Source organism: Bacteriovorax sp. PP10 (assembly GCF_035013165.1).
In the GTDB taxonomy this organism is placed as follows: Bacteria; Bdellovibrionota; Bacteriovoracia; order Bacteriovoracales; family Bacteriovoracaceae; genus Bacteriovorax; species Bacteriovorax antarcticus.
This window is the reverse complement of sequence record NZ_JAYGJQ010000002.1, coordinates 108367-122459: the sequence shown is the minus strand read 5'-3', so window position 1 is coordinate 122459 and position 14093 is coordinate 108367. Positions and strand designations below refer to the sequence as shown.

Genomic DNA, 14093 nt, shown 5'->3' with positions numbered 1-14093 from the left:
TTTAATCCCTGAACTTCGGCATTTTGTTATCAACACTTGAGACACAGCTTGGAGTATTACATTTCATTGGACGATTAAAAATCTGGAACCCTGTTTCGATATTTCCTAAAGGCTCATCGTGACAGCTGTAACTACGTTTGATAGCTCCATCTGGTTCACGAATAACAATTCCCTGAAATCCAGCGTGGCAGTACCAGTCTTTAAACTTATTGAACTCAAAAGCATTGAATCTTTCGGCCTGATCGAGATACCACTTTTTCCCGGATCTATCTGTGAGTTCGATTTGCATACTTTGTGGAGCTGTCTCAGTGTTAGTTGTTAAACTAATCCCATGATCTAATTTTTTCGTTTGAATTCTTTTAGACTGAATGTTCTTCTGTCCCATTCTATGTTCGGTATAGTTTCGCTGAGGCATTCCGTTATGAAGAAGCTTTAATTGTTCTTCTGTATATCCATCAACGATTTTAGTCGCACTCGTATTGGACTGAGGTTTAAGTGTTACGTTGATATTATTCTCATGAAAAAATAGCGCTTCTTTGTAAAACTCTTCAAATAAAGTAGGAACCATAACCATGTTCACAGTTACGTGGATATCGTTTTCCTGCATTAGGTGAATTTTGTCTCTGAAGTCTTCTTTGTTGGCGAACTCTCTATGCCATGAAGCTGTGATACTTACGCGGGATAAGTTCTCAGTTGTTTCAATGTATTTTTTAAACCAACCGATTCCCGGTGAAAGATTTGAAGTCATGTGTGTAGATTGATAATCGCTATTCATACTATCGTTTGATAGATGAGATAAAAGAGTTAAGAATCCCGGGTGTAGAGTCGGCTCTCCCCCAGAGAATGAAAAATGGAATGAGTTAAAGTCATTAGCTCTCGCCTGCTTCTTGATTTCATCCATTGTTCTAATGAGTAAATCAGTAGGACGATGATCTTTTACATCTGATCTAGCGTAAGGCCAGCAATAGCTGCACTTATAATTACAGAAACGTCCTAGGAGCCATGAGACATTGAACAGGTTTCTATAGAGCAGACTTCTTTGTCCGAATGATTTGATATCACCGAAAGGAATCTGAGAAAAATCATATTCAGAGAATTTTGAATCACTCATAGGCGGAACTCTTTTAGTTCGGCCATGTCTGGGAAGATTCTTACGAATGTTGTTTGGCGGATTTTATCTAGCTTCTCAATGTACTCCAGGAACTCTGGCATACGTACAGACCAATCTTCTGATTGCATGAACTGAACCATACCTTTTAGGCGTTTGATTCCGTATTCGGCATTTATGAAATCTGATCGGGAGTATAAACCGTTTCCTTGATCAGCTACATTGTCTTCAAGCCATTGGTAGAAGTCGTTGTATTTTGCTTCGATCTTATCTTTGAAGTACTGAGGAAAAACCTTAACGTTTAAATGTCCTGGGTGATAAACGAAATGATAATTAATTAACCCAGCTCCTAGTGGCCAGATGTTAATCTTTTTAAAATTCTGATTGATCTTCCATTTGATAAAATCTGGGATGTAATACATGTTCAGCATTTGAACTGCACAGGCAATTGTGACTTCGATGTGCTTTGAAGTTTTATCAAGAATATGAAGATTCTCTTCTATTGTTTCCCACTTTGATGGGAAACGAATGTAATCGTTCATCTCAAAAATTGAGTCGATAGAAAAATGGAAACGCACACTTCCGAAATGTTCCCATAAGTCATATAGCCTTTGAGGTAATTCAATTCCATTTGAGTTGTATCTTAATTGGATGTTTTTTGCGTAACCCATCTCAATGCATTTTTCGAGAAGCTTGTAGTGGTGTTCGATGATGGTTGGTTCACCGCCAGCGAAATACAATTGCTTCATGTTTGGGATTTGAGTGTAGAGCTGAGTCCAGAATTCTGGATTGTTTAAATGCCAGTTGTAACTAGCACCATCGTTTTTCCCGGCGTTCGGCCATTGCATTGTCTCTTTTAAAGATGGGTTTTCGATTTCTGGATAGAGTTCATGCCAGTCGCTTACCCATAAAGATGAATCGTGTGGCGAGCACATGACACACTTTAGGTTGCACTTTGTTCCCATTCTTAGGTCAATGTATTGAAGCATTGGAGGGACGCTTCCATCTGCTTCAGTGTCTTCGATTAGTTTGTTGACGTCGACTTGTTTTGACCAGAAAGCTGTTTCCCATTGGCGTTTGCTTTTGTGGCCGGCGGCTTCTTCTTTAAAGCACTTTGTACATGATGCTGGGATTTTATCGTTGAGCATGTCCAGGCGGACTTGCTTCATATAGTTGTTGTTCCATGCTACTTGAAGGTCAGTATGATTGAAATTAGCTGGTTTTCCGTCGTCGTTTTTTAGGATACCGACTTCGCCGCCATAAACTTTATCGTTGGTTGCGCCAACAGAGCTGGCGTTTGCTGTACAGCAGACGCGCATATGTCCGTTGGGTCTCGTTGAGAGGTGGATCCAAGGGAGGATGCAGAATGTAGAAGACTGAGTGTTTTCCATTGGGAAAGTATAAAGGTGCCAGCAGACTTGTGGTAGCTACAATGCACAAGATTTTTGCAAATTGTAAGAGTTATCCTAGGCGACCGCCAATTGTAATTCATCGTATAAACTGGTCAGCACCTGCACATTCCCACGCGTCCCTGGACCTTCACTCATTTTAATAAGCCCTAACTCTTCCAAAAGCATTACATCCCTGTGAACTGATCGAAATCCCCTTCCTAATAATTCAGAAAGATGAGTGATAGAATTAGGTTGAAAATCCCTAATCGCTCTCCAAACATCCAAACGCTTATCAGTTAAAATTTTCCTCACAGCTGCCAACGATTCAAAATAAATTCCACTTACCGGCTTAATTTTATTAAATTTCTTACTATCAATTAATTTAGCGATGTTTCTTAATTCCTTATTAGCATCACTTTTATTTTTAATCTTAATTTTCATTATTTTCATAATCTTTCTCCAGCTTATCTTCCATGAGTAAAAAATCTTCGATTAAATTTTTCACTGAACTAAAATAATAATTATGTTCTTGGCCATTAATCATATGCACATGATGCCTTTTAGGGGCATGGTTATCAAAAAGCAACAATACTTTTTTCCAGACAGGATCAGCTAGCACTAACCGATATTTCACTCCCGCTGGAAAATATTCACTAATCGGGACTTTCCATATGACTACTTCTCTCACATGACCTGAATACAAAACAATTTTAGATCTAAGTAGTAACTCAGCCCTACCTCTACTCATAACAGATCTCCTATAACTATGTCATGAAATGACATAGTTTAAAACTGGAAAAATAATTCTCCCATTAAATGAAAAGACATAGGTGCCCCCATTAGTAAGTTATTGATTTAAGTGAACGGTTCAAGATTAAATTTTCTCTCTCTTATCTCTATCTTTCAAGGTAACCAAAACCGCCTTCGATAATCCACTCTTCAGCGCCTTTTCCTCTTCACTATCAATTTTCTGATTCAGCCACCGCAATCCAAACTCATCCTTAAATCCATATTTGTCATGAATTGGTATGCTGAATTTAATATTCTTAATCAGACTCCTCAAAGTACTAAAAGGATAATCCTCACAACTTTGAACCAGCCCTGCACGCACAGGATTTTGATAAACGTATTTGTAACAGTTAATTAAATAGTGCTGTGATTGAATAAGACACCATTTATATCTTCCTCCGAAAATTCGATTAATCTGACCTGTCCTATTTTTAATTTTCAAAGCAAAGCGCTTGTTAAACTCATACATAAAATTATCTAAATTAGCCTCTGGTGTTAGGAGAAGCATGTGGTAGTGATTTCCCATTAATACAAATGAAATGACCTCTACTCTGTGAACTCCAATTGCCTCGCGCAGGCTCTCTTGGGCCAAATCCCACATGTCAGGCATTGGTAGTGTGAACCATTCCTTGTTATTAGACCTGGCCGTCACGTGGTATGGTAAATTATTTGATCGGATTAAAGTTTTTCTCGGCATGCATTGATCTTTGCAGGCAAGTATAAAAATTAGGATTGGTAAGTGATTATTAATATTCGGTGAGGATGAGTTGATAATCAAAGATTGATAAATAGATAATCAAAAAAATATTATGCGTTTGCTCTACCACAAGTCTGCTGGCACCTAGAGGGGGACCTTGAGGAAGTCGACCGGGCCATTATTGAAATAGATAACCTTTCCTTTTTTAAAAATAACAGTGACTGGGATTGCGCTAAATTTAAACTCATCTGCAATTCTAAATTTTGTGTCAGGTACAATAATAAATGCATCGGGAAAATCGAGTTTCTTTTTAATCTTCGCTATATTTTTTAACTGATCCTCTTCATCCGTATTAATCGCCACCACCGCAAGTTCCTTCTTAGAAAACTTATTCGAAACAGTAATCAAAGATGGCATCTCATGCAAACAAGGAATGCACCACGAGGCCCAAAAATTCACGATGACAATTTGAGAGGGCAAATCCTTAAGCTTAATCTTGGTATGCTCAATGGTCTCCATTTCAAGTGAATTGAATACTTTTTCAAATCGAGCATAATCAGCATTTTCAGCTGCGGAAGCTGTGAAACTAACGATTGTCATGAAAATGACCAATAATAGGCTTAAAACATAAGGCAAAAATGTTTGGCGCTTGAAAGGTTTCATCCCTCTAGTATAATTTAAAAATCAAATAATACAAAAATGGAGTTTGGATGAAATCGATTTTAAAGCTTTCGGCACTTGCTATTCTTTTAACAGTAACGTCATGTGCTCACCATGGAAAATGTCATGATGATAAGTCTCAGTGTTCTATGAAAGATGGGAAAAAGGAATGTTGTAGCGATAAAGGTCAATGTGCGATGAAGAAAGACGAATCTAAAGAAACAAAGACTGAAGAAGTTAAAAAGTAATTTCGGCAAGGCTTGTGGTTTAGCAAACTGCTCTACCACAAGTCTGCCACCTATCTACTTTTTAGTAACTGAGAAATTTGCTTGAAATCCCAGTTGGTCAAAAATTTTAATCAATCTATCTATCGAAAACCTTTCAAAGCTTGAGACTCTTAATCTCGATAGGTCTGACTTATCTAATCCAGTTATACTTAAAATTTCCTGCGTTTCCATTCCGGCCATTACTTCTTTAAGCTGGGCCATCAAGCGCAACTTTAATAAGTCTCGTTGATCTGTGATTTTTTTAGAGCCTTTGAATTTGCTATAATCTACTTTGTAAGGATTCATTTTTTACCTCAAATACGATGTAATGTTAAAATGCCAATAGCATGAGGACGATCTGTGCAAATGCAAAACACTAGTTTATATTTTTTTGTTTTATAATTATTTATTATAGAAAAATACTCACAAAGATCACTCCCATACTTAGTTTCACTTTCAGGATAAAGGAATTGATTATTTATAAATAACTCCGAAATTTCCATAACAGTAGCGAGTGTTAAGGGTGATGATCTAGTTTGGCTTTTACCTAACTTAATATGATCGAGATCTACTTCGAACTTTAAGTAATAACTATAGTTAAAGATTAAGTTGGTTTCACAAAAAATTAGCCCTAATGGTCGCTTAATCACCTTCTAACTCCACTATATACCCTGTTGGCAAATTTGCCAACAATGGCTTAATAAAGATTAGAAATGCAGATTTCCTATAAAATATAAAAATTTAACTTATTGATTTTTTAATGAATGAAAGGTGTTCAAGGGAAATAGATTAATAGCTTATTTCATTTTTTGACAATTGCTCTACCACAAGTCTGCTGGCACCTTTAGAGAAGCACTCAAGTTTAAGCTTGAGCGCTATGAAATCTTAAATTAGAAAAGGAATGCGAATTTAAAGATATTGAAAGTGATCGTTGGATCTTTAGCGTTATCAGCGAAGATCTTAGAAACTTCAATACCTGGAGCGTAGCTAACTGATTCAGCTAGTTTAAATCTTTTTCCACCTTGTACTGTAGCAGCGAATTCTGTTTCAGTGTGGTTACCGATGTTCGTTCTAACGAATCCAACTTTAACGTCAGCGTTGAAAGAGTTTCCGATATCTTCTGGGCTGCAGTTGTAACCAGGTCCAACTAGCGCTGTGAAAGTATTGTAATCATCGCTGAAGCTTCCACCGATAGTAGCTCCTACTTGTAAACCATTTGCATAAACATGGTCATAACCAAAAGCTGCGTTGAAAGATGCTTTATAGTCATCGTTTGAATCTTGAGCAAGAACAAGGTTTGCGTTTGTACTTCCAGTTAGAACATCTGAAAGTGGTGCTGCAAAAGAAGTAGTAGCTGCGAATAAAGATACTAGGATTGTAAGACAAATTTTCATATTAAATCTCCATGAATAAATAAGCCATAAGGCTATATGGAAAAAAATACGACGTAAAGCTTACAAAAAATATCTTGGTCTTACATTCTACTGTTGGGCTTCGATGTCCGATGAATTTTTTAATCTAAAGTGCGTGAACTCTGGAACAAGGTCTTTAATTAAATAAACGACTGTGTCTGGTTCAGCTGATTCTAGAGATAAAAGATTATTTAAATTAGTATGAAATGTATCATCTAAAGTTCTGAACAATGCCTTACGAATTTTTCCGTGGTGAGTGAACTCGTAAGCTTCTTTGTCGCTGAATAATTCTTCATAAAGTTTCTCACCAGGACGAAGACCTGAGAAAACGATATTGATGTCACGACCTTCTATCATTCCTGCAAGACGAATCATTTCACGAGCTAGATCTACAATCTTAACTGGCTCTCCCATATCTAATACGAAAATTTCTCCGCCTTCGCCCATTGAACCGGCCTGAAGTACAAGCTGGCAAGCTTCTGGGATAGACATGAAATAACGGATGATATCTGGATGTGTAACTGTGATGTCTTTTCTATCTTCGATTTGCTTTCTGAAAAGTGGGATTACTGAACCGTTACTTCCGAGAACATTTCCGAAACGGACTGAGATAAACTTAGTTGTGGTGCTTTTTTTAGAGATATCAGTAATGACCATTTCAGCGATTCGCTTACTAGCTCCCATCACGTTTGTTGGGTTAACAGCTTTATCTGTTGAAATCATGATAAATTTTTCAGCAGCATATTTTAGTGCCGTTTCAGCAACAGTTTTAGTCCCTTTGATGTTTGTTTCTACAGCTTCCATTGGATTGTATTCCATCATAGGAACATGCTTATAAGCAGCCGCGTGAAACACTAGTTGCGGTTTATACTCTGCAAATAACGTATCCACTTTTGATGCATTTCTAATATCAATAATTTTAGGAAAAAATGGAATTTCTGGAAATTCTTCTTTGAACTTCATTTCGAGTTCATACATAAACAGTTCGCAATAGTCTGCCATGATAAGCATACCTGGTTGAAACTTTGCAATTTGACAGCAAAGCTCGCTTCCAATTGAACCACCAGCGCCTGTTACCAAAACGACTTTATCAGTAATCATTGAACTCAAATGACAAGTGTCCAATTGAACCTGTTCTCTACCAAGTAAGTCTTCAATATTTAAATTTCTTAAAAGAGATATTTCAACTTGAGCTGAAAGCAATTGGTCCATCTTAGGAAGAATTTTAATTTCAGCGCTAGTTTCTTTGCAATAATTTACAATTCTTTTAACGTCATCACCATTTGCTGAGGGAATTGCGATAAAAATCTTATCTACAGCATAGTCAGACACTATTGAAGGAATAAGCTCAACTCCCCCAAATACTTTCACATTATGAATAAGAGCATTCTTTTTAAATTTATCATCATCTAAAAAACCGATGACATTGATTTTTAATGCCGGAGTAGAATAAATATCACGAAGAAGTTTTTCACCAGCACGGCCGGCACCAACAATAAGCACAGTTTTAACTTCGGCATCAGATCCACCGATAACTGAACGAAGTGAAGTTTGATCTTTTAAAAAGCGATAAACAAAGCGTCCACCACCTAGACCAATTACTAGAAGCAAAAATTCAATTAAAAACATCGAACGAGGAACACCACTAAGTCTCGTCATAAAAAAACAAACAACTAAAGAGCAAATGATTGCAATCGCTGCTGCTTTCACAACACGAATAAGATCGTGCATACTACTAAATCGCCACACGCCTTTATAAAGACCATTTAAAACAAAACTTGTCGCATGAATGACCATCGCTAAAAAGAAAAAACGATTAAAAGTAAGATCTTCCACAAGAGGAATGTTTAAGGTATCAAAACGAAGATAAAGCGCAGCCCAAAAAGACAACCCTGCAACTAGAAGATCGTAGGCAAATGCCATCAAAACGCGAGGGTTTCTAAAATTTGAAAATAAATTAGCCATAGTCGTTTCTCTTCGTAAATTTAAGAATTTTATCTTATAATTCCTTTTTGTTGATGTCATGAGAGAAAGTAATGGCCATACGCGTATTTAATGTATTTTTAAGTTTGATTGCAATGCTATTCCTGAGCATTCCCTTCTGTATTGTGTGGATTTTGGTTAAAATTACTAGCCCTGGGCCTGCAATTCATTGGTCTAAGCGAATTGGGCAAAAAAACGAAATATTTCTTATGCCTAAATTTAGGACAATGAGAATAAATACGCCGCAACTAGCAACGCATCTTTTAGGGGATGGGAAAAGCTATCTTACTCCAATTGGCTCTTTTCTTAGAAAATCTAGTCTCGATGAGCTTCCTCAGCTTTGGTCTGTTTTAAAAGGCGACATGAGCTTGGTAGGACCTCGTCCTGCTCTTTTCAATCAAGATGATTTAAAAGAACTAAGAACAAAATACAATATACACACTCTTGCTCCCGGAGTTACTGGATGGGCCCAAATTAATGGACGCGATGAACTTTCAATTGAAGAAAAAGTTAAATTTGATAAGCAATATCTCGATCAGCAATCGTTATGGTTTGATATTAAAATAATTTTCTTAACAGCTTATAAAGTTATAAAAAGGGCCAACATTCAGCACTAGCTATCTTTTAAATGTTTCTTCAAAAGTAAAAGGTGGCTTCCAATCTAAAAGCATTTTTGTTTTTTCGATATCTACATGTAAATTTCCAAAAAGTCGGTCTGCATAGGACGTTTTACCAATAAAAGATAATCCACACTTCATCAATCCAACAGGAACAGGAAGAATATGAGGGTGCTTTCCAAGTGTTTTTCCCATTAATATAATGAGGTCTCTTAGACTATAATTCTTATCATCAGAAACCAGAAAAACTTCACCGGAAGCTTTAGGGTGATCCATGCAATGAATAATCAGACTAGCTAGATTAAAAACTGAAACCAAACTTCTTTTATTAAGGACTCTCCCAAAAGGAATCGGTAAATCTTTTTTTACTAACCAAAATAATTTTTCAAAATTAGCTTTTACACCTGGCCCGTAAATCAACGGAGGTCTGATAATAACGACTTCAAATATTCCTGCTTCATGAAGCTGCATTAACTCTATCTCTGCTTCCATTTTGGAGACCCCATAAGGATCTTGTGGATGAGGTTTATCATCTGCACTAAAAGGCGCTTCACCTGTCTCTTCGCCGTTTACTTTAATACTGCTTATGTAAATGAATCTCTTAACACCTACTTGCTTTGCAGCCTGAGCAAGGTTGATAGTGGCCTCAACATTGATTTTTCTAAAAGCTACAAGAGGATCTATTTCTTTTTCTTCCATTACATGAACACGTGCGGCTAAATGCACTACCACATCACAATCGTCTAAGAGCTCTTTCCAGTTAGTCTGTTTTTCAATGTCGCCGTAGTATTTTCGATCTCCGGCCAGATAGAGAATGTGTTTTTGATCTAATTCTTTGATTAAGCTCTTACCAACAAAACCATTAGAGCCAGTTATAAATATTTTCTTCATACTTTTTTAAATTCTTCTTCAAGTAATGTGATTAATTTTTCACGCTCAAACTCAGATTGGTAACACTTAAGTGAGTTCTCTCCCATTAAGTCTAATTCAGTCTTAGAAAAGGTCGATATTTTTAAAATTTTCTCGGCCAAAAGTTGAGGATTTCCTGCCGGGCAAGTCAGGCCGGCCTTAAAGTCTTCAACAATCTGGGCCCCTTCACCATTCATAGAAGCAATAATAGGTTTCTTGCTTGCTAAATAGGATTGGAGTTTCGATGGAACAGTAATTGAAAATAAGTCTGTATTTGTAAGACTCATTAACATGGCATCAGCTTTAGAATAATACTCTGGCATCAGGTCGACAGGCTTTCTACCTAGAAAAATAAAGTTATTTGCAATACCTTGTTTAGCGACCTCTTGTTCCGCCCAGCTCTTCATAAGACCATCACCAAGAATCAAAAAATAGATATTTTTATTATCCTTTAAAATAGTGGCCGCTTTTACGAGAGTTTCAAAATCCTGAGAAGACCCAATATTACCTGCAAACATGACCTTAAATCCTTCTTGCGGGATTAATGAATCATGAAAGTGAGGATCTGGTGTTCGTGAGAAAAGCTCTTCTGCCCATTGAGGAAAATAAACGATCTGAGAGTCTTTTCCGCCTAAGGCCTTTACTCTTGGGATAAATCCCTTGGAAGTTACGAGAATTTTATCTGAATGCTTATAGAGAACTTTTACAAGGCTACCAACAACATTCAATATCTTTTTATTCTTAACAACTCCAGTGGCCTCTAAGCTCTCTGGCCATAGATCTGTTACCCAAAAAAACATTGGTGCATTTTTTAGATACTTTAAAACAATTCCAGGAATCGCAACTGTAATAGGAGAAGGTTCATAAACAAAAATCTTATCAAATTTACCACGCACTAAAAAAGGTGCGAGCAAAGAGGATAGAAAAAAGAATGAGAAATAATTGAACACAAGTTTAAGGCTTTTATTTTTACCTCTTGGAATGAGAGGAGAACGAATAACTTTGATTTTTCCTCTATATTCTTTATAAGGTCCAAAATAAGAATAGCCTTTAAAGAAAGTTCCTTCTGGATAATTAGGTAGACCTGTATATACAGTTACTTCATGTCCGCGTTCAATTAAAGCATCACATAAGTCATTAATTCTAAAATTTTCAGGCCAGAAATATTGAGTGACGACAAGAATCTTCATTAGATTTTTTTACGCCACACAACTCTATTAATATAATCAGTATAACTCTGAATAATTTTAACAACCTGATCTGAAACTCTGTCAGAAGCATAATCAGCAATATCAAGAGGCTTATACTTTTCAAATTGAGAGACTGCGATATTAATTGATTCAATAACTCGCTCTGAACTTAAACCTGACATTATAACAGTTCCAACATCCATTCCTTCAGGACGTTCGTGCGCCTGACGGATCATAATTGCCGGGAATTTTAAAATTGAAGATTCTTCAGTAATAGTCCCACTATCAGAAATTACACAATAAGCTTCTTTCTGCATTTTATTGTAATCGAAGAATCCCATTGGCTTTAAAAATTCAACTTTGGGATTGAAGCTTTTAGATCCAAGTGCTTCAAGCTTTTTCCTTGTTCTTGGGTGGGTCGAAACAATAACTCTTTTATTGAACTTTTCTGCAACCTGATTAAGTGAATTAAGTAAATTATTAAAGTTCTCGTCGTAATCAACATTTTCTTCACGATGAGCGCTTACAATAAAATAATCTTTTGATTTTAACTTAAGCCTGTCTAAAATATCGCAGTTATCAATATCTTTTGAATAGAAGCTTAATACTTCTTTCATCGGACTTCCTGTTTTAATAATCTGCTCAGGGCGAAGTCCTTCATTAATTAAATAGCGGCGGGCGTGCTCACTGTGAACCATATTGATATCTGAAAGGTGATCAACGATTTTGCGATTGATTTCTTCCGGAACTCTTTGATCAAAGCATCTGTTTCCTGCTTCCATATGAAAAATAGGAACCTGTAATCTTTTAGCCGAAATAACTGATAAACAACTATTGGTATCACCATATAGCAATATTGCATCTGGTTTTACTTTTTGAATTAACTCATCTGACTTAGCAATAACTTGCGCTATTGTCTGAGCAGCAGTTTCTTTTGCAGCTTCTAGAAAATAATCTGGTTTTTTGACTCCAAGATCTTTAAAGAAGACCTCATTTAACTCGTAGTCATAATTTTGACCAGTATGAACTAAAATATGTTCAAAATATTTATCCATCAAAGCAGCTACTCGACTAAGTTTTATAATCTCTGGTCGAGTACCAACAATAGTCATTACTTTTAAAGTCATCTTAAGAATTCCCCATCTTCAACAAAGTTTTGGTTTATCAGAAGATTATGCTCTTTTAAATAAGCAGTTGTTTGTTCAAGATCCATTAGAATATCACCTGACGAATACTCTTTAGTCAGTGGACCAGTTTTGAATTCCTTGATTAACTCAGGAAGCATTGGCTGAATTGAGTAGTACTCTCCTGATTCATAAGCTCTTGGCGCCTCGACATCTGAAAGCATGATTTCATCAATTTTCTCACCTGGACGAATTCCAGTATATTCAATTTCAATTTTTCTATCGCCAATCAACGCTTTGGCAAGTGTCACCATATTACAAGCTGGCACTCTTGGAACAAAAGTCTCACCTGGTAAAGCTCTTTGAAGAGCATTAAAAATCGTGTCAACTGCACGATTAAGTGGCAATAGAAAACGAGTCATATCAGCAGTTGTAATTGTTACAGGTCCGCCATTTTTAATCTGGTCATGAAAAAGTGGAATCACTGATCCACGGCTAGCCAGTACGTTTCCATAGCGAACGCAGATAAAGCGTGTCCCTGGACTTGTAACGTTTGCAGCAATGAATACTTTTTCTTGGATAGATTTTGTCATCCCCATAACATTGACTGGCTTACAAGCCTTATCAGTAGAAACTCCTACGACTGTTTCGATTTTCATATCATGATCGCGAATAGCTCTTACAATGTTTTCAGCACCTTCGATATTTGTTCTTACTGCTTCATATGGGAAATACTCACACGAAGGAACTTGTTTTAAAGCTGCAGCATTAATAACAATGTCTGCACTTTTTAAAACACCTACAACCGAAGAGTAGTCGCGAACGTCTCCAATACGGAACTCGAGCAGAGATTGAAAGTTTTTAAAGATAACTTCGTCAGTTGCTGCTTTCTTTTGAAGAAACTCTAAACGCATGTAGTGCTGTTTAGCTTCATCTCGTGAGAAAATGATAACTTTTTTAGGTGTACCATTCTTTCCTTCTAAAATTCTTCTTGTTAAAACTTTTCCAAGAGAACCAGTACCACCAGTTATAACTATTGTTTTGTTTTCGAATAACTTCATTACTTTATTTCCTTATTTTTATATAAACCTGAATTTAAAAAGTGTTCGTGCATCTTAGAAACCATGAGGGCCCATGAATCTGGTGTAAAGCCATATCGTGTTCTTAATCGGTCAGAATTTAAACTCCTATCAATTTTTACTTCATCGCTTGGATTGATTGTAATATTCTTATGATATATTTCAGCTATCAATTTCAAAAGTTCATATTTATTTATTGGCTCTGATGAAAATTGATATATACCTGACGAAAAATCATTAAAAACATACTCATTTAAAAATCTTGCCACTTCAATTGTAGGAAAGCCTGAATATATGGCCTTCGTAAATCCCTTACACTCACCCGATTGAGACAGAAACCAATCCACCAAGCTGACACTTGTATCTAGCTCATGTCCAATAATCGAAGTTCTAAGCGTCAGAGTATGAGGATAATCAACTTCTCCCATATATTTTGAAAGTCCGTAAATATCTCTAGAATCAGCTAAATCTGTTTCAAAATAGTTACCCTTAATTCCTGAGAAAACACAATCTGTACTGAAGTGAATCATTCGAGCTTTATGATTTTCACAAATTTCTGCTAGCTGATGAGGCCACAGAGAATTTACTTCAATTGAAACAATTTTATTTTTGCTTTCTTTTAATTGCTTAATAATACCAATGCAATTTATGACAAAATCCGGCTTAATTTCTGAGACAAGTTTTTCAATTTTATCCAGGTCATTAACTTCATATCCCGACAATAACTCAGGGCTCCATTTATTACTACGAACAGTTCCCCAAACATTATGGTTCTTCCTTAGCTCAGAATAGAGCACATGGCCCAACATTCCCGATGCTCCTAATACTAGGATAACCTTGCTCTTGGTCAAAAAAACCTCCAATTATA

General features: G+C 36.4%; 16 protein-coding genes. 2 read left to right on the top strand and 14 right to left on the bottom strand.

Annotation, left to right across the window (positions count from 1 at the left end; translation table 11 throughout):
• Position 1: 1 nt before the first annotated feature.
• The 6 genes from SHI21_RS10590 to SHI21_RS10565 all read right to left on the bottom strand — a co-directional run bounded on the left by SHI21_RS10590 (position 2) and on the right by SHI21_RS10565 (position 4648).
• Positions 2-1111, bottom strand: a complete 1110-nt coding sequence (locus SHI21_RS10590; protein WP_323576470.1) for a radical SAM protein — start codon at positions 1109-1111, stop codon at positions 2-4.
• Positions 1108-2499 (bottom strand): twitch domain-containing radical SAM protein, encoded by a 1392-nt coding sequence (locus SHI21_RS10585; protein WP_323576468.1) that lies wholly within the window; start codon positions 2497-2499, stop codon positions 1108-1110. Before SHI21_RS10585 ends, SHI21_RS10590 begins: the two co-directional genes overlap by 4 nt.
• A 75-nt stretch (positions 2500-2574) precedes the next feature.
• Positions 2575-2949: an HVO_A0114 family putative DNA-binding protein gene (locus SHI21_RS10580; RefSeq protein WP_323576465.1), complete on the bottom strand. Its 375-nt coding sequence runs from the start codon at positions 2947-2949 to the stop codon at positions 2575-2577.
• Positions 2930-3247, bottom strand: coding sequence for a toxin-antitoxin system TumE family protein (locus SHI21_RS10575; protein WP_323576463.1), 318 nt, complete (start codon positions 3245-3247; stop codon positions 2930-2932). The genes SHI21_RS10580 and SHI21_RS10575 overlap by 20 nt, the downstream gene beginning before the upstream one ends.
• Positions 3248-3373: 126 nt before the next feature.
• Complete coding sequence (locus SHI21_RS10570) at positions 3374-3985, bottom strand: transposase (RefSeq protein ID WP_323576461.1); 612 nt, start codon at positions 3983-3985, stop codon at positions 3374-3376.
• Positions 3986-4129: 144 nt separating this feature from the next.
• On the bottom strand, positions 4130-4648 hold the full coding sequence (locus tag SHI21_RS10565; protein ID WP_323576459.1) for a TlpA disulfide reductase family protein: 519 nt from the start codon (positions 4646-4648) through the stop codon (positions 4130-4132).
• A gap of 47 nt (positions 4649-4695) precedes the next feature.
• Between SHI21_RS10565 and SHI21_RS10560 the strand changes: the two genes are divergently transcribed.
• Positions 4696-4893: a hypothetical protein gene (locus SHI21_RS10560; protein ID WP_323576457.1), complete on the top strand. Its 198-nt coding sequence runs from the start codon at positions 4696-4698 to the stop codon at positions 4891-4893.
• 54 nt (positions 4894-4947) lie between these two features.
• Here SHI21_RS10560 and SHI21_RS10555 read toward each other — a convergent pair whose 3' ends face one another.
• The 3 genes from SHI21_RS10555 to SHI21_RS10545 all read right to left on the bottom strand — a co-directional run bounded on the left by SHI21_RS10555 (position 4948) and on the right by SHI21_RS10545 (position 8288).
• A complete protein-coding gene (locus SHI21_RS10555) occupies positions 4948-5217 on the bottom strand; it encodes an XRE family transcriptional regulator (RefSeq protein ID WP_323576456.1) in 270 nt (89 codons plus the stop codon).
• A gap of 584 nt (positions 5218-5801) precedes the next feature.
• A complete protein-coding gene (locus tag SHI21_RS10550; RefSeq protein ID WP_323576455.1) occupies positions 5802-6305 on the bottom strand; it encodes a hypothetical protein in 504 nt (167 codons plus the stop codon).
• Positions 6306-6392: 87 nt separating this feature from the next.
• Positions 6393-8288, bottom strand: coding sequence for a polysaccharide biosynthesis protein (locus SHI21_RS10545; protein WP_323576454.1), 1896 nt, complete (start codon positions 8286-8288; stop codon positions 6393-6395).
• Positions 8289-8359: 71 nt separating this feature from the next.
• Here SHI21_RS10545 and SHI21_RS10540 point away from each other — a divergent pair, with 71 nt between their 5' ends.
• Positions 8360-8923, top strand: a complete 564-nt coding sequence (locus SHI21_RS10540; RefSeq protein ID WP_323576453.1) for a sugar transferase — start codon at positions 8360-8362, stop codon at positions 8921-8923.
• Here SHI21_RS10540 and SHI21_RS10535 read toward each other — a convergent pair whose 3' ends face one another.
• Genes SHI21_RS10535 through SHI21_RS10515 form a run of 5 tightly spaced genes read right to left on the bottom strand, consistent with a single transcriptional unit; the run spans position 8924 to position 14076 of the window.
• A complete protein-coding gene (locus SHI21_RS10535; RefSeq protein WP_323576452.1) occupies positions 8924-9814 on the bottom strand; it encodes a UDP-glucose 4-epimerase family protein in 891 nt (296 codons plus the stop codon).
• Positions 9811-11022, bottom strand: a complete 1212-nt coding sequence (locus SHI21_RS10530) for a glycosyltransferase family 4 protein (RefSeq protein WP_323576451.1) — start codon at positions 11020-11022, stop codon at positions 9811-9813. Before SHI21_RS10530 ends, SHI21_RS10535 begins: the two co-directional genes overlap by 4 nt.
• Positions 11022-12149 (bottom strand): non-hydrolyzing UDP-N-acetylglucosamine 2-epimerase, encoded by a 1128-nt coding sequence (wecB, locus tag SHI21_RS10525; RefSeq protein ID WP_323576450.1) that lies wholly within the window; start codon positions 12147-12149, stop codon positions 11022-11024. The genes SHI21_RS10530 and wecB overlap by 1 nt, the downstream gene beginning before the upstream one ends.
• Entirely contained in the window at positions 12146-13207 is a 1062-nt protein-coding gene (locus SHI21_RS10520; RefSeq protein ID WP_323576449.1) for a polysaccharide biosynthesis protein, read from the bottom strand. The genes wecB and SHI21_RS10520 overlap by 4 nt, the downstream gene beginning before the upstream one ends.
• Positions 13207-14076, bottom strand: a complete 870-nt coding sequence (locus SHI21_RS10515) for a dTDP-4-dehydrorhamnose reductase family protein (protein ID WP_323576448.1) — start codon at positions 14074-14076, stop codon at positions 13207-13209. The genes SHI21_RS10520 and SHI21_RS10515 overlap by 1 nt, the downstream gene beginning before the upstream one ends.
• Between the last annotated feature and the right edge of the window lie 17 nt (positions 14077-14093).